The organism is Chitinophaga flava (assembly GCF_003308995.1).
GTDB classification, from domain to species: Bacteria; Bacteroidota; Bacteroidia; order Chitinophagales; family Chitinophagaceae; genus Chitinophaga; species Chitinophaga flava.
Genome location: NZ_QFFJ01000001.1, coordinates 621,933 through 637,666 on the forward strand (window position 1 = coordinate 621,933; position 15,734 = coordinate 637,666).

Genomic DNA, 15,734 nt, shown 5'->3' on the forward strand with positions numbered 1-15,734 from the left:
TGTAAACCTTAGTGAACCGTAACAATATGAAGCCACATACCGTTCTGCTGATTGACGATGATGCGGATGACCGGATCTTCTTCAGCGAAGCCATAAAAAAAGTCTCGCCCGAAGTAGAGACTCATTATTGTGAAAGTGGCATGCAAGCCATTGACCTTCTCTCCCATAAAAAAATTGCCAGTCCTGACTATATCTTCCTGGACATGAATATGCCGATGATGAATGGCAAGGAATGTCTGCAGGAGCTCGGAAAGGTCATTCACAGAGGACTTACAAAAATCATCATTCTCAGCACTTCTGATATGGTGGAAGATGTACAGGAATCCATGGCGCTGGGCGCAAGGTTATTCCTCACCAAACCAGATTCCTTTGATGCACTTTGCAAAATATTGAAAGATGTCCTCGAAGAAAAATGGCAGAAATGTTTCCGGTGATCAGACAAATTTTATCTGTTCGTAAGCCGGCGCCGCATCCAGATAACCCATGGGCCTGAATTGTTTACCCTCCAGCTGATGGTAGGCCATTAAAAAAACTTCCAGCTCCCGTATCAGTTTATCGGGCATCACATCAACCTCCTTGTATACAGTAGAAACAAATGGCACCGCAATATAGCGGTCGTTCCGGATCTGTGTGCCGTCGGCCTCCCGTTGTATACCCTTGATGGCTCCTATCAACCGGCATTTGAGCATACAGCCGCTGAACGTTTTAAACTCCGATAGTACCAATATATCCAGCGGGCACCCATCTTCTCCCCTGGTACCGGGAATAAATCCGAAGTCAAAGGGAAACACCATCCCGGCGGGTAATGCCTTACTCAATACAAAAAAACGGGACACCGGGTCAAAATCAAATTTCTCACTGCTTCCTCTTGGTGTTTCAATCACCACCTGCAGCTCTTTTATAATCATGAATACGCGCTTAAACTTGGTCAACAATAAAAGAGATAAATAGCATACAACTGCACCACTCAAAAAAAATACCAATCCGTCGATACAGGAAGATTATTTACATGACAGGTAAAACAACGTTAAAAACGGCGCCCTCGCCCGGCTGGCCCACCGCGCGGATACAGCCCTTATGGTTAGTAGCAATTTTATTACATAATGCCAGCCCTATACCAGTGCCTTCATAGGCAGTACGGTTGTTGAGCCGTTGAAAAATCTGAAAGATCTTGTCTTCATACACCTGGTTAAAACCGATACCATTGTCACTCACGGTAATCTCGTAATAACTGCGGCCGCGGTCCAGTTCAGGATAATCCTTCAATGCATGTTCCGGCAGTACCCTTGAGCTGATGCGGATTTCCGGTGTTCTGTCTTCCGCAGTAAACTTCAGGGCATTGCCCAGCAGGTTATACAGCAGCTGGTTCATCTGCAAAGGGACCGCTTGTATGGCCGGCAGGGCATCAATGGTGACAAGCGCTTTTTTCTGACTGATGGTCACTTCAAAATCATTCAGCACATGTGCCATCACCTCGTTGAGATCTGTCTGCACAAATATATCTTCGGTGCGATTCAGGCGCGAGAAGTTCAGCAGGTCATGAATCAACTGCGACATCCGGCGGGCACTGATCATCATCTTTTCGACATACATTCTGGAAGTCGCGTCCAGCGCCGGCCCAACAGCCTCACACAACAAACCGGCGAAGGTATGGATTTTACGCAGCGGTTCCTGAAGATCGTGGCTGGTCACAAATGCAAACTGCTCCAGCTCCTTGTTGGACTTCTCCAGGTAGAAGTTGGCTTCGGTGAGTTCGCGGGTACGTTGTGCCACGATGGCTTCCATTTCCATGGCCACCTGCATATAACGGGCCTCGCTTTCCTGCAGAGCGGAGAACAGTTTTTTCTGTTCAGATATGTCCCTTGCTATTTTGGACACTCCGATAAAACGGCCATGTGCATCTTTCAACGGGGAGATGGTCAGGGAGATATCGATGAGCCGCCCGTCTTTGGTTACCCGCTGGGTTTCGAAGTGATCAATAGAGACGCCTTTGCTCAGTCTGTCCATGATCTCTTTTTCTTCTGCTGTGCGGTCGGGTGGTATCAGTATAAGGATGGGTTTTCCGGTCACTTCCTCGCTGGTGTAACCGAAAAGTTTTTCTGCTGCCGGGTTCCAGCTGGAGATGATACCTTCCGGTGTTTTGCTGATAATAGCATCATCGGTGGATTCCACGATAGCTGCCAGTCTGCCCATATGTGCCTGGGCCATTTTCAGTTCTGTAATATCTATCAGCATATTAACGGCGCCGGCTACACGCCCTTCTTCGTCGAAGATAGGATCTGGGTAGGGCTGCACATTCCGTCGGGTTCCGTCGGGTCTCTCCACTACTATCTCTACGTCTCTTACCGCTACTCCCTGTTGCAACGCCCGGGCCATCGGGCAGGTATCGAGTGGCAGTGGTGTGATGCCATCCGGTTCAAATATTTTCCAGGAGCCACACCACATATCGTAGCCTATCACTGGCTCTCGTCCCCACAACGCAGCGGCAGCCTGGTTGAACCACAGGATACGACCGGCTTTGTCGCAGGTATAGAGGGCTGCCGGCAGTCCTTGCAACAAATGATGATACCGGCTGTTGGCCACTTCCACAATATCATCCACGCCTTTTAGTAACATAATGGCTGCTGGCGCCTGACGGAACAGATCCCCTAACTGATGGGCCACATAGGTCCGGGCACTGGTAATGGTAGCCGTCAGCTGATCACTCACCTGCCGGAGAAAAGCCAGGTAGGCGTCATCCGGCTGACGATAAGGGTTGATTCCTGCTATCAGTACGCCATAAAGTGTATTTGTAAAATGATGTATCACCGGTATCAGCACTGCCTGGTCCGGTAGCTGCTCCCATGCTCCTGCTGGAAGCTGCCATGGCTTCTCCCGCAGCTGATGTACTTTTACTATCTGATGGGATCGTAACACCTCTGTAACAGGCCAATAAAAATTCTCATCTGTCAAGGCTACAGCACCGGGGAAAGCGGCTTCCGGCAGGTCATCTGCCGTATAACCCTTCAGGTGAGTATCGTGATCTGTCTCATAAAAAACAGCAAAAGGAAAATCGTGGCGGTTTTCACGCAGGGCCAGCAAACTATTCATGTATACGTCCTGTATCCGCCGGCTGTTGAGATTAAACGTTGTCAGGTCCTGCAGGGTCTTCATCTGACGGGCCTGCACTACATGATCAGTTTCATCAGAGACCGTACACAAGATACCTTCCGGCACACCATTGCTGCCGGGAATAGGACTCAGCGAGAAAGTATAATAGCTTTCCTGTAAATGACCATTACGTTCTGTGAAAAACAGCAATGCTTCGTTACAGGTACCCACATTGTTTTGAAGGGCTTGTTCTGCCTGGGTGCCTATCCGCTCCCAAAGGGTTTTCCAGACAGTCCTGAAGGGCTGTCCGAGGCCAGCAGGATGTTTGCAGCCAGCCAGTATCCGGCCGGCATCATTATAAAAACTGATAAGGTCCGGTCCCCACCAAACAAACATCGGCAGACCGGATGTCAGGATAATCCTGATACAGGTTTTTAAGGGCTGCGGCCATTGGTCCACAGCGCCCAGCACAGTATTTTCCCAGGGATAGTGGCGTATTAGTTCACCCGTTTCACCACCGCCAGCCAGAAAATGATACTTACCAGAAGTAACTGTATCCATGGTTCCCATCTAAACTGTTTTAGGGGTTAAATCAGCTATAAATATAATGATTTAAACACTCAGCTAAGGGAAGAGTGGTATATCAGGCCACCACAGGTTTCTTAAATGGGAGACGCCATAACGCTAATGCACAGCCCAAACATAACACCACCATCACTATCCATAATACCACGAAGCCCCAGCGTTCAATGATGAGTGCGCCACCACCCGGGCCTACCACCTGGGCAACAGACCAGGTAAGGGCGTAGGCGGCTGCATAACGTCCTCTGTTGGTATCATTCGAACGCCCCATGATGACCGCATTTACAAAGGGGAAGACCATCATTTCACCTACGGTCATAAATATAACAGCCATCAAAGCTGTCGTGATGGGCACATGGCCCGGGAACAACAGGAACAAATAACCCAGTGCTGTCACGATCACTCCGCCAACGATGTAATACATGGCCGATTTACGGCTTTCCCAGCGCCTTACCAGTACCATTTCAAATAAGGCGATAATCACCCCATTGATACCCAGCAACAGGCCAATCGCAAATTCGTCGATATGCCAGTCTGTTTTCCAGTAAATAGGGACCAGTCTGAATATTAAACTGAAAGAAGTTGTGTACAAAGTAATCCATACCAGGAAACGGAACAGGAAAACATCTTTCCAGATCGGCAGGTCACGGGGAGCAGCGGAAGCCACCGCCTTCGTACGGGGATGACCACCATCAGCCGGCAACAGTACTGTGATCAACAGTCCCACCAGTATGTATACACAGCCTTCCACCCAAAACAACAGGTGATAGTTGATGGCTGCCAGTATCCCACCAAGAGAGCTGCCCAGCGCCCAACCCAGGTTCATGGCAAAGCGGTTGAGAGAATAGGAACGGGTAAGATTTTCAGGTTTGGAATAAGCCGCGATAGCAGCCCCATTGGCCGGCCGGAAAGCTTCTGCTACAAAACTCAGGACTACTGTCATCACGCACAATACCGCAAAATGGTCAATATAACCAAAGGCGATAAACAGCGCCCCGCCTGTAATGGAAGTAAAAATCTGGACAGAACGGAATCCCAGCTTGTCAATAAAATAACCTCCTGCCAGGGAGCCCATTACCGCTCCTATGCCAAAGAGCGTGATGATCACGCCTGCATCCGCAATGGTCCAGTGTTTATTTTGGGTGAGGTACATGCTGAGGAAAGGCACCACCATCGTTCCGGTACGGTTAATTAATATCACTAGGCTCAGCAACCAGGTTTCCTTACTAAGGCCGCTGAAAGAAGACCGATAGGTCTGGGCTATCTTTGCTAACATTATCCTATTTCGTTGTTCGTCGTGCTTTTCAAAAAAATGTGGTACGCTTTTTAGTATGTAAATTTCACACTAAGCCGCTAGTTTTGATTAGTCCAGTTTCGAAAATTCAGGTAGACCAGTTTCTAACCTGCCAATTATTTAGCTTTGCACATGCCACATTCTATGATAAGTGATTACAGTAAAAGACTGCAAGCAAGAATCCTGTACCTGGTGGGCCCGCCCGAAGAAGTAACCCTGGAAAACCGCATATTCAACTCCATGTGCCTGATAGCCATACTAGTGAGTGCTGTACAGATTCCTTTTAATTATTTCACGGGACTTAAAATGACCGGCCTGCTGTTTGGCGTACTGCTCCTGGCGCTAGCGGTATTGTATTATCTCTCCCGCTTCAAAAACAGGGCATCACTCAGTATAGCCATCTCCGTGATAACAGTCAACCTGTTGTTTGGTATGGTGTATTTTGTCAGCTCCGGTATCTCCGGTGCCAGCCTGATGACTTTCACGCTGACCTTTTTTCTGGTGATGATTGTATCCCCGCGCGGGCAATACATTTGGTGGCTGGGCTTCAACCTCCTGCTGGTGGCTGCATTGGTGCTGACGGAATATTATTACCCGGAGCTGGTGCCCAACATGTACCCTGACCGTCAGTCGAAGATGGTAGACCTCTCCGCCACCTACCTCACCAGTGTGCTGGTGATATTCTTTGGTACCCTGTACCTTAAAAACGCCTACAACCGCGAAAAGCAACAGGGAGAGGAAAAAACCAGGGTACTGGAAGTAATGAATACCGAAAAAAACAAACTGTTCTCCATCATTTCCCACGACCTGCGCAGCCCGATGGCCTCCATACAATCTTATCTTGAACTAATGAAAGATATACAGCTGCCGGCTGAACAGAAATTACAACTGGAAGCCGAACTGCTGCAGATGGTGAACAATACCCAGGACATGCTCTACAACATGTTGTTATGGTCTAAAACACAGTTGCAGGGCCTTACTGTACATCTCTCCCCGGTGAATGTATATCATGCCGTGATGCCCGTCCTCGAGATTAACACCTCGCTGATCACCAACAAAGGCTTACATCTGGAAACACGTATAGACCAGACGCTGATGGCCATGGCCGATCTTAACATGCTGCAGCTGATCATCCGCAACCTGATAGGCAACTCCATTAAATTCACGGCACCCGGTGGGCATATCTTCATAGAAGCCTCCAGGCAAGGGAAAGAATGCCTCATCACCATCCGTGATACCGGCACCGGTATTGATGCGAAAAGAGCACATGAAATATTTTCACTCAAAGCACGGTCTACTTTCGGCACCAGCAACGAAAAAGGAATAGGGCTGGGCCTTTATCTCTGTAAAGAATATACCGCCGCACAGCATGGCCGTATATGGTTTGAAAACAATGCCGACCAGGGTTGTTCCTTTTATCTGGTGTTTCCTTTGGCATGAATTTAAAAAATAGTATCTTTGCCCTCACCATGTGATCTAATCCACCCACATATTAAACCTGTTCCGCTCCGGAACCTTGCTTTCAGCAAGCACTTCATCATATTTATTATTTATCAAACCCGTCTTCTGGCAAGGCCAGCAACGATTTTTTCATCTTAATATTTAAACCAATGAGACTAGCAGTCATTATTTCCACCCGCAAACATCAACCTATGTTGAACATTACTCAGACCAGAAAACAACTTTATCATGCTATTGACTGCACAACATATCCACTTTCAACTGCCGCCAAACCGGATCCTATTCGATGACCTTCATTTTTCACTGGATAAAAATGATCATGCTGCCATTACCGGAGACAACGGTGCCGGCAAATCCACCCTGCTGCGGATTTTAGCCGGGCAGCTGTTGCCTCAGCGTGGCACAGTGACCGCGCATGCACCACTATATTATGTACCACAACATTTCGGGCAGTTTAATGACCGTACAGTAGCACAGGTACTGGGCATCGATGCCAAAATACATGCGCTGAACGCCATCCTCGAAGGCGACACACAGGAACAACATTTTGAAGCGCTGGAAGATGACTGGGATATCATCGCCCGCTGCGAACAGGTATTTGACAGATGGGGTATTGCCTATATCCCACTCACCGCCTCTTTTTCCCAGCTCAGTGGTGGCGAAAAAACCCGGGTGTTCCTGTCTGGCAGCGACCTCTCCGCCCCTGCCACCATACTGCTCGACGAGCCCACCAATCACCTCGATAAAACTGCCAGAGCCCAGCTGTACGACTGGGTACAACGCAGCAACAAAGCATTGCTGATCGTGAGCCACGACCGGCAGCTGCTGGAGCTGTGTAATCCCATCTGGGAGCTCTCCGACAGCCGGTTGCAGATATATGGTGGCAACTATACTTTTTATGAGCAGAAAAAAGCAGAAGAGACGGCCGCACTGCAGCAGCAGATTGCCCATGCAGAGAAAACAGTAAGGGAAGCCCGCCAGCAACAGCAGCAGGCTATGGAAAGGCAGCAACGGGAAAATGCCCGCTCACAAAAGAGCCGTAAAGATGGGGGCATACCAAAAATTCTGATGAACGGCCGCAGAGACCAGGCCGCCCGCACCACTGCAAGAATACAGGATGTTCATGCTGAAAAAGTAGCCGGACTCCAGGCTGCACTGGACTCCGCCAGCGCCGGCGAGCAGGTGGCCCGCATCATGAAAGGCCATTTCTCCACACCACCAGGACATAAAGGCAAAATACTGGTACAGGCAGAACAACTGCAGTTCGCCTATACCGACAACAGTCCCTTATGGCCCAAGCCACTGGACATCCTCGTCAAAAGCGGCGACCGGCTGGCCATCGCCGGCCACAACGGCAGCGGCAAATCAACTCTGATACGGCTAATCACAGGCCAGCTGCCCGCCCAACAGGGAAGGCTATACGTAGCACCATTCCGCAGCCTCGTACTTGACCAGGACTACAGCACCATTGACCGCAACAAAACCGTGTGGCAACAGGCTGCTGACAACAACGAAATACAACTGGATGAAGGGAGGCTGAACACGGTACTGGTGAGGTTTCTGTTTGACCGCGACAGCTGGGATAAGCCCTGCAGTACCCTCAGCGGCGGAGAAACACTACGGCTGGCATTATGTTGCATGACCCTCAACAGCCATGCTCCCGATATGATTATTCTTGACGAGCCTACCAACAACCTGGACCTGACCAACATCCGGATGCTGACACAGATATTCGCTGCGTACCAGGGCACCCTGATCGTAGTATCACACGATGCCCGCTTCCTGGAAGAAACGGGCGTAACAGAAACCTTATATCTGACTGATTAGTTGCCCAGTGTTTTGAGCGCCAGGTAGGCCATCAGGCCGGACCCGGTTTCAAGTGCATGCTCGTCTGCATCAAAAGTGGCAGTATGCAGACCGGAAATAATACCTCTCGACTCATTACGGACACCTAGCCGGTAGAAGCAGGCATCTGCAGCATGGGTATAATAAGCAAAATCTTCTGCTGCCATCCAGATGTCCAGGTCTACTACATTATCTGCGCCCAGGTACGCTGCTGCATGGGCGCGGGTAATGTCGGTCAGTTTTTCATTATTGACCAGCACGGGATAACCCTGATGTATTTCAATATGGCAATGTCCTTCCATGCCTTCGGCAATGGAGATGGCCATTTTGCGGATCTTCTCATGTGCTTCGCGGCGCCAGGTTTCGTCCAGCGAGCGGAAAGTACCTTCCAGCCTTACCTCGTCGGGGATCACATTGGTGGCGCCGTTGGCTATCATCTTCCCGAAAGAAAGTACAGAAGGCAACATAACGTTGGCCCTTCTGCTTACAATCTGTTGCAGCCCGATCACAATATGACAGGCTATCACCACCGGATCGATGCCCAGATGAGGCATCGCACCATGTCCGCCTTTGCCTTTGACTGTGATAAATATTTCATCGTTGCTCGCCATATAACGACCACCTCTGAAACCCACTTTACCTACCGGCAGCTCCGGCATGGTATGCTGTCCCAGGATATTCTGCGGACGCGGGTTTTCGAGCACCCCTTCTTTGATCATCATACTGGCGCCGCCAGGAATCAGTTCCTCTGCCGGTTGAAAAATAAATTTCACCGTACCGGAGAAATCATCTTTCATTTTGCTGAGAATATTGGCGGTAGCCAGCAGCGAAGAAGTGTGCACATCATGACCGCAAGCATGCATCACACCATCATGCATGGACTTATAGGGCACATCATTCAGTTCCCTGATCGGCAAGGCATCAATATCTGCCCGTAGAGCGATTACCTTTCCATCGCCTGGTTTGTTGCCGCTGAGCAACGCCACCAGTCCGGTATTGGCCATCGGCTCAAAAGGAATATTGAGCTCTTTCAGTTTACCGGCAATAAATGCGGCCGTATTTATTTCCTTGTATGACAGCTCGGGGTGCGCATGCAGATAGCGGCGGTTGGCCACTGCTTCTTCCTGAATACTGTTTGCCAGTTGGCGGATTTTTTCTTTAAGCATGGGTGACAATGTTTGTTTCCTTTGCCAGAAAAGCTTTTACAAAATTGTCGTCGGTTAACTGCGGCCAGGCAGCCACTACCCGATCAATTTCTTCCAGCTGTCCGGGGGATAAAGTTTCTGCTTCATCCAGGCACCAGATACCTTCCATCAGCCCCTGCCGCCGTAATACCTCATGGATGCCCGCAATGGAGCCTTTAAACGCATTAGACGGATCAAAAAGGGCCGCATTCATATCTGTGACAGCGATACCTTGCTGTAACAGTTCTCCTGCTCCTGAATAATCCTCAAGTATACACCTTTTTATCCTTTCAAAGAGCGGTATTACCTGACTGGTCCATACAGACCAATGTCCAAGCAGACCACCGGCGAATCGTTTGATTACCTCCCGGCCGTTGACAGTAAAGCGATACGTCGTCAACAGGTCCGCCACAATATTATCATCATTGCCGGTATACAATGCAATGTCTTCGCAGCGCGATGAATGACAGACTGCCCTCATCACATCAAGTGTCTGGTAACGGTTAAAAGGCGCCGTTTTGATAGCCTTCACTCCGGGGATTTCCACCAGCTGTTCCCAGAAGCGATAACTCAGAATACGGCCGCCCACAGAGGGTTGCAGATAAAAACCAAATACCGGTATGATCTCAGAAACCGTACGCACATGTGCAATCAGTTCTCCTTCCGAAAGATGATTAAGCCCACCCAGACTTAACAGCCCCATATGATAACCATATTTTAAAGCGATCCTGGCCTCATCTGCCGCCTGGGCTGTAGGCCCGCAGAGGCCTGCCACCCGGATAAAAGGACGGGTAAGCTGTGCCACTTCTATCTCTTCTGCCGCCAGCCGCAGCACCGTTTCGTATAACCCTACCCGTGGGTCACGGATAACAAACTGGGTAGTATGTACACCTACCGCTACGCCACCGGCGCCACTAGCCATATAATAACGGGTTAGGCGGCGTTGACGGTATTCGTCCAGCTGCCGGTGCTGGTTTAAAGCCAGCGGGTGCGCTGGGATTACAGTGCCACTATATAATAAATCAGGAATCATTTTCATTTTTTTATTTTTTCATTGATGTTAGAACTGTCCTTCCCTTTCCTGGAAATGAGTTGCCTTGGAGATAGTACGGCCGCCCTGTTCCATCCAGGCCGCAGTAAGCCCTATCATTTCCTTCAGCGATACTTTGGGATAACCAAACAAACGGAAACTTTCTGCAGCATTACTTAACAAGGCAGTGGCTTCTTCTTCATGCAGAAATACCGGTGCTTTTCCGAAGATCTTACCAAACTCTCCGGCGATCCAGCGTACCGGCGCTGTTTCAGGCCCGGTGATATTCAGCAGTTTGGCTGGCACGGCACAATGTGTAAAACTACGCAGCGCCATTTCATTGGCATCGCCCTGCCAGATAACATTCACATGCCCCATGCGCAAATCGATGGGTTTACCATCGCGTACGGACTTAGCGATTTCGAGCAGTACGCCGTATTGCAGATCGTTGGCATAATTGAGCCGGTATACCAGCAACGGCGTATTGTATTTTCCGGAGAAATGCTGAAACACTCTTTCCCTTCCCAGACAAGACTGTCCGTATTCTCCTACCGGAGCGGGCGCCATCGATTCATCTGCGCCACCAGCCAGCACCGGTGTCAGCGGATATACGTTACCGGTAGAGTACACCACAATCCGGGAGTTACGGTATTTTTCCGCCACTCTTCCCGGCAGATAGGTATTCATAGCCCAGGTGAAGGCTTCTTTGCCGGTGGTACCGAATTTAGTACCGGCGAGGTATAATACATTTTTTACGTCCGGTAGTGCAGCCAGATCTTCTTCATTCATCAGATCAGCGGCGATGGTTTCGATACCATCTTGTTCCAGCTGTTCCTTTAAACCTGGCTCTGTAAGCCTGGATACGCCTATCACCTTGCGGGGCACACCGGATTTGTCAATTGCCTGTTTGGCCAGTTTAGCCAGACTAGGGCCTATTTTACCGCCCACACCCAGGATAAGGATATCTCCTTCCAGTGCCGCCATTTCCGCCACCAGCGCAGCTGACGGCTGCAGCAGTGTTTCCACTGCCGCCTGTATATTTTCGCTCATATTGTTTTTATTTTATGTTGAAAGATGATAAACTGATTTGTTGCGCGCTGTCGCTGTCCAGAAACAGTATGGCTGCCGGATGCCTGCGCAGCGCGGTAGATGGATATTGTTCCTGTATAGCGCCATGGACTGTATGTTTTACGGCAGCAGCTTTATTTTTGCCAGGTACCATACAATAGATATAACGGCCACGCATCAACGCAGGAACCGTAAGCGTGAGGGCATAACGTGGTACGAGCGTGATGTTGGAGAAACAGCCGTCGTTGACCTGTTGCTGGCGGCAAGCCTCATCAAGGTCCACCACCTTTACCAAAGCCGGATCGTTGAAATCCGCTACATGCGGATCGTTGAAGGCGATGTGTGTATTTTCGCCGATGCCCATGTTCACGATATCGGGAGGATACGCTTGCAATAAAGCAGCATAGCGACTGCATTCCGAAGCCGTATCCACAGCATTGCCATCGAGATAAAACACTTCCCGGAAAGGGAGCCTGGAAAAAATACGTTCCTTCAGGAAGTTGCCGAAGCCCTGTGGAGCATCGGCCGCCAGACCTACGTATTCATCCATATGAAAAGCGTTCACTCTCTCCCATTCGATTCCCGGCTGCAATATCAACGCTTCCAGGAACTCCTGCTGGGAAGGCGCGGCAGCAAAGATGATGTTGACAAAAGGCTGTTCTTTCAGCAGCTGCCAGATCCTGGTGGCGACCTTGTCTGCAGCAACAACGCCCATGACTATACGGGAAGGATGTATCTGTACCTCTAATGTATCTGTCTTAAATGATCGCATGACTAAGAAATTTCTTTTACAACGTTGTCTCTTTACCGTACATCTGTTCTCCTTCTATAAAAACGGTACTTACCTGTATCTGTTCATCAAAAAAAACAATATCAGCATCTTTACCTGCTACCAGAGATCCTTTCCTGTCATCTATACCAGCAATAGACGCCGGTGTGGCCGTGATCATCTGTATGGCCTCCTGCAAGGGCACTTCGGCCAGTTGCACCATGGTACGCACCAGTCTGTCCGCTGTGGCCACACTGCCGGCAAATGAAGTACGGTCCGGCAGTTTAGCTACTCCATCTTCCACCAACACCTTTATACCATTATGCAATCCCCCTAAAACGCTCTCCCCTGGCGGCATTCCCGCGGCACGCATGGCATCGGTGATCAGCGCCGTTTTACCTGGTCCTTTGATCTTATACACCAGCTTTAATAAAGGAGCCGGCAGGTGAATCCCATCAGCGATGATCTCTACTGTCATATTATCAATCAGGAAAGCTGCTTCTACCACACCGGCATAACGAAAGGCGTTGCGGCGTGTGACACTGGACATGGCAGAATACAAATGGGTAATATGCGTATAGCCGTTCTCGTAAGCTTCCAGCATTTCTTCATAAATAGCATCAGTATGCGCGGCGGCGGCGAGTATACCGCGGGAACGGAGATAACGGCCAAAAGGTAATGCTCCCGGCAGCTCCGGGGCAGCACTCCAGCGTACCACTGCATCTGATGCGGCCAGCACTTCCATATATTCGGCTTCTTCCGGATTACGGATATAACGCGGGTCCTGTGCTCCCCGCTGGCTCATGGCTACATAAGGACCTTCCAGGTGAAGCCCGGCAAAACGGGCGCCGGTAGTATTCTGTGCATGTGCGGCTTCATATATTTCGAGCGCCTTGAGTAAACTGGCCCTGTCACTACTCAGTGTAGTAGGCACCATCGTAGTGGTACCATATTCCAGATGTTTCTCCGCTACTTTAAGAAAAGCTTCCACCGTACCATCCATAAAATCATAACCACCGCCACCATGGATATGCAGATCTATAAACCCCGGAGACACATACTGTCCACCTGCATCTATCACCGTCGCATCAGGCATTTCCACATCCCGTTCACTCACCGCCAGAATACGCCTGCCTTCTGTAATCAGCGTACCATTACGTATGATCCGGTAAGGTGTGATAATATGGCCATTGACAATCTTATACTTTCTCTGTTCCATGCAACTGTTTTTCCGGTTGAATTTTTATAGAACTGGTCCACTGTCTGATACGATGACCATAAAACGCGTAAAAAATCAGGTACAGATAACAGGGAAACAGCACCCAATAAGCATGACGCACATCATACCTGTCTGCAAAATAACCATACAAAGGAGGCAGCATAGCATTGCCGCTTAACCCCATGATCATCAGGGAAGCTCCCAATTTAGTGAAACGTCCCAGGCCATCCAGCGCCAGTGGCCAGATACCAGCCCATACCAACGAATTAGCAAAACCCAGCAGCGCTACAAACCAGATGGAGATATCAGTAGTATGTCCCAGCAGTTTTACTTCTCCCCGCATGTAAATAATGCCCAGTGTAAATAAAGCGCCTAATACCGTACAGATACGCAAAGCATTGACCTGACTCAGTATACGCGGGATCGTTATAATGCCCAGCAGATAACCGCAGATGGTGACAAATAACGTATAGGAGGGAAATGTTTTGGCTTCCATCAAGGGAATATGCATGGTGGTGGCATAACCAATAATGGTATCAATAGCTACCACCTGCGTGCCTACATGCAGAAAAATGGCCACAGCTCCGAGTATCAGATGCGGGAATCCAAAAATATTTTTCTTGCCCGCATTGGCCATCGCTACCGCCCCGTCTTCCTGCTCAGTATTAATATCCGGCAAAGGAGAATAACGCACCAGCAACCCCAACATAAACAAGACAGCTGCCACTACAGTATAAGGCGTGATCACTCTGCGGATCAGTTCATCGAGAGCTGCTTCCTTAGCGGCGCCCGTCACATGTTGCAGTTGTGCAAACAAACCGCTGTCAGTAGGCTTTAATATCACAGCAGCAAAGATCAACGGCGCGATAATACCTGCGCCCTTGTTGCAGATCCCCATGATACTGATACGTTGTGCCGCGCTTTCCTTAGGGCCCAGTATCGTGATGTAGGGATTGGCAGCTGTTTGCAATACCGCCAGCCCCAACCCGATGGTAAATAGTCCTAACAGAAACACCTCATAAGTTCGGGTCATTGCTGCCGGAATAAAAATAGCCGCACCCAAAGACATCGTCCAGAAGCCGATCATAATGCCCTTCTTAAATCCCACTGCCTTCAGCAGGTAAGAAGAAGGGACCGACATAATAAAATAGGAAATATAAAAAGCGAAGGCTACAAGGTAAGATTGAAAATTGGTCAGCTCACAGGCAATCTTAAAATACGGTATCAGAATGGCATTCACCCAGGTTACGAAGCCGAAGATAAAGAAGAGCATTCCGATGATCAGGATAGAAATCACGGTATCACGACGACTCATATCAATTACGAATTACGATTTTAGAATTACAAGGTTGGTTCCCATCCTGGCTGGTACTCCCGTTTCCAGTATTGTTGTGCCGCGGCATCATTCAGGATATGCCCGTTGCTGGTATCGATATGCAGGGCATTGCCGGTACGCAGTGCGATATTGCCCAGCTGGCATAACAGTGTACTTTGATAACCACCCAGAATGTCTGCATTCAGTGGAGAGCCTTTACGGATACCTTCAAAGAAATTCTGAATATGCAGCGCATCCAGTGTTTCAGCGGGATTCATCAGATTGCGCGGATCGATGATAACCTGGTTTTTTACTTCTTTTACTACTTTATTCTCCAGATCATAAATCGTATAGGCGTTACCGTCGATTACCAGAGAGCCTTTTTCTCCATAGAAAATAACACCTACAGAGTTACCTTCCACGGTACGCCCGTTACAGCTACGGCCTTCCCAGGTCATGCTGGTATTATTGGGAAACTCCAGCGTGATCACTTGTGTGTCAGGGGTTTCCCAATCATCCTGGTAACGGTAACGGCCCCCCGCAGAGGTAACGCGGCTGGGATATTCCACGCCAAGGCCCCAACGCATGAGGTCAATCATATGGGTGCCATTATTGAGTGCTTCACCGGTACCCCAGTTCCAGAACCAGTGCCAGTTGTAATGGATAAGGTTGTCTTTGAGCGGGCGGCGGGGCGCAGGTCCCTGCCACAGGTCATAGTTGAGCCATGCCGGCACATCGATCTCTTTACCGCGGCCAATAGATTCACGGTTGTTGGTATACCAGCCTTTAGCGAAGTAAGCCCGCCCGATAGTACCACCACGTACCTCACGGATGGCAGCTTCCACATTTGGCCAGGAACGGCGCTGATTGCCCATCT

13 protein-coding genes are annotated in these 15,734 nt (G+C 49.5%); 3 read left to right on the top strand and 10 right to left on the bottom strand.

Annotated features, from left to right (window positions below):
• Positions 1 to 26: 26 nt before the first annotated feature.
• Positions 27 to 434, top strand: a complete 408-nt coding sequence (locus tag DF182_RS02220; protein WP_113614050.1) for a response regulator — start codon at positions 27 to 29, stop codon at positions 432 to 434.
• On the opposite strand, the gene DF182_RS02225 is transcribed toward DF182_RS02220, so the two are convergent.
• The 3 genes from DF182_RS02225 to DF182_RS02235 form a co-directional block, all read right to left on the bottom strand.
• On the bottom strand, positions 435 to 908 hold the full coding sequence (locus tag DF182_RS02225) for an inorganic diphosphatase (protein ID WP_113614051.1): 474 nt from the start codon (positions 906 to 908) through the stop codon (positions 435 to 437).
• A 97-nt stretch (positions 909 to 1,005) separates the two neighbouring features.
• The gene (locus tag DF182_RS02230) at positions 1,006 to 3,660 is read right to left on the bottom strand and encodes a PAS domain S-box protein (protein WP_113614052.1); all 2,655 of its coding nucleotides are present in this window, start codon (positions 3,658 to 3,660) and stop codon (positions 1,006 to 1,008) included.
• Between the two features lie 73 nt (positions 3,661 to 3,733).
• Positions 3,734 to 4,948 (bottom strand): MFS transporter, encoded by a 1,215-nt coding sequence (locus tag DF182_RS02235; protein WP_113614053.1) that lies wholly within the window; start codon positions 4,946 to 4,948, stop codon positions 3,734 to 3,736.
• A gap of 150 nt (positions 4,949 to 5,098) precedes the next feature.
• Between DF182_RS02235 and DF182_RS02240 the strand changes: the two genes are divergently transcribed.
• Both DF182_RS02240 and DF182_RS02245 read left to right on the top strand, forming a co-directional pair.
• The gene (locus DF182_RS02240; protein WP_113614054.1) at positions 5,099 to 6,406 is read left to right on the top strand and encodes a sensor histidine kinase; all 1,308 of its coding nucleotides are present in this window, start codon (positions 5,099 to 5,101) and stop codon (positions 6,404 to 6,406) included.
• Between the two features lie 249 nt (positions 6,407 to 6,655).
• Complete coding sequence (locus DF182_RS02245; RefSeq protein ID WP_113614055.1) at positions 6,656 to 8,254, top strand: ABC-F family ATP-binding cassette domain-containing protein; 1,599 nt, start codon at positions 6,656 to 6,658, stop codon at positions 8,252 to 8,254.
• On the opposite strand, the gene DF182_RS02250 is transcribed toward DF182_RS02245, so the two are convergent.
• The 7 genes from DF182_RS02250 to DF182_RS32820 are packed head-to-tail and all read right to left on the bottom strand — an operon-like array spanning position 8,251 to position 15,732.
• Positions 8,251 to 9,438 carry a M20 metallopeptidase family protein gene (locus DF182_RS02250; RefSeq protein WP_113614056.1) on the bottom strand — a complete coding sequence of 396 codons (1,188 nt, stop codon included), beginning with the start codon at positions 9,436 to 9,438 and terminating at the stop codon, positions 8,251 to 8,253. The genes DF182_RS02245 and DF182_RS02250 overlap by 4 nt on opposite strands.
• Positions 9,431 to 10,495: a dihydrodipicolinate synthase family protein gene (locus tag DF182_RS02255; protein WP_113614057.1), complete on the bottom strand. Its 1,065-nt coding sequence runs from the start codon at positions 10,493 to 10,495 to the stop codon at positions 9,431 to 9,433. The genes DF182_RS02250 and DF182_RS02255 overlap by 8 nt, the downstream gene beginning before the upstream one ends.
• Before the next feature lie 21 nt (positions 10,496 to 10,516).
• Positions 10,517 to 11,536 (bottom strand): NAD-dependent epimerase/dehydratase family protein, encoded by a 1,020-nt coding sequence (locus DF182_RS02260; RefSeq protein ID WP_113614058.1) that lies wholly within the window; start codon positions 11,534 to 11,536, stop codon positions 10,517 to 10,519.
• Positions 11,537 to 11,543: 7 nt separating this feature from the next.
• Entirely contained in the window at positions 11,544 to 12,326 is a 783-nt protein-coding gene (locus DF182_RS02265; RefSeq protein WP_113614059.1) for a glucosamine-6-phosphate deaminase, read from the bottom strand.
• Between the two features lie 16 nt (positions 12,327 to 12,342).
• Entirely contained in the window at positions 12,343 to 13,542 is a 1,200-nt protein-coding gene (nagA, locus tag DF182_RS02270) for an N-acetylglucosamine-6-phosphate deacetylase (RefSeq protein WP_113614060.1), read from the bottom strand.
• Complete coding sequence (locus DF182_RS02275; RefSeq protein ID WP_113614061.1) at positions 13,523 to 14,857, bottom strand: sugar MFS transporter; 1,335 nt, start codon at positions 14,855 to 14,857, stop codon at positions 13,523 to 13,525. Before DF182_RS02275 ends, nagA begins: the two co-directional genes overlap by 20 nt.
• Positions 14,858 to 14,883: 26 nt before the next feature.
• The gene (locus DF182_RS32820; protein ID WP_394337283.1) at positions 14,884 to 15,732 is read right to left on the bottom strand and encodes a Gfo/Idh/MocA family protein; all 849 of its coding nucleotides are present in this window, start codon (positions 15,730 to 15,732) and stop codon (positions 14,884 to 14,886) included.
• Positions 15,733 to 15,734: the final 2 nt, after the last annotated feature.

Coding starts and splice junctions, on each gene's coding strand:
- DF182_RS02240 (WP_113614054.1), top strand. CDS start 5,099: ATGCCACATTCTATGATAAGTGATTACAGTAAAAGACTGCAAGCAAGA.
- DF182_RS02245 (WP_113614055.1), top strand. CDS start 6,656: ATGCTATTGACTGCACAACATATCCACTTTCAACTGCCGCCAAACCGG.
- DF182_RS02255 (WP_113614057.1), bottom strand. CDS start 10,495: ATGAAAATGATTCCTGATTTATTATATAGTGGCACTGTAATCCCAGCG.
- DF182_RS02225 (WP_113614051.1), bottom strand. CDS start 908: ATGATTATAAAAGAGCTGCAGGTGGTGATTGAAACACCAAGAGGAAGC.
- DF182_RS02220 (WP_113614050.1), top strand. CDS start 27: ATGAAGCCACATACCGTTCTGCTGATTGACGATGATGCGGATGACCGG.
- nagA (WP_113614060.1), bottom strand. CDS start 13,542: ATGGAACAGAGAAAGTATAAGATTGTCAATGGCCATATTATCACACCT.
- DF182_RS02250 (WP_113614056.1), bottom strand. CDS start 9,438: ATGCTTAAAGAAAAAATCCGCCAACTGGCAAACAGTATTCAGGAAGAA.
- DF182_RS32820 (WP_394337283.1), bottom strand. CDS start 15,732: ATGGGCAATCAGCGCCGTTCCTGGCCAAATGTGGAAGCTGCCATCCGT.
- DF182_RS02230 (WP_113614052.1), bottom strand. CDS start 3,660: ATGGGAACCATGGATACAGTTACTTCTGGTAAGTATCATTTTCTGGCT.
- DF182_RS02265 (WP_113614059.1), bottom strand. CDS start 12,326: ATGCGATCATTTAAGACAGATACATTAGAGGTACAGATACATCCTTCC.
- DF182_RS02260 (WP_113614058.1), bottom strand. CDS start 11,536: ATGAGCGAAAATATACAGGCGGCAGTGGAAACACTGCTGCAGCCGTCA.
- DF182_RS02235 (WP_113614053.1), bottom strand. CDS start 4,948: ATGTTAGCAAAGATAGCCCAGACCTATCGGTCTTCTTTCAGCGGCCTT.
- DF182_RS02275 (WP_113614061.1), bottom strand. CDS start 14,857: ATGAGTCGTCGTGATACCGTGATTTCTATCCTGATCATCGGAATGCTC.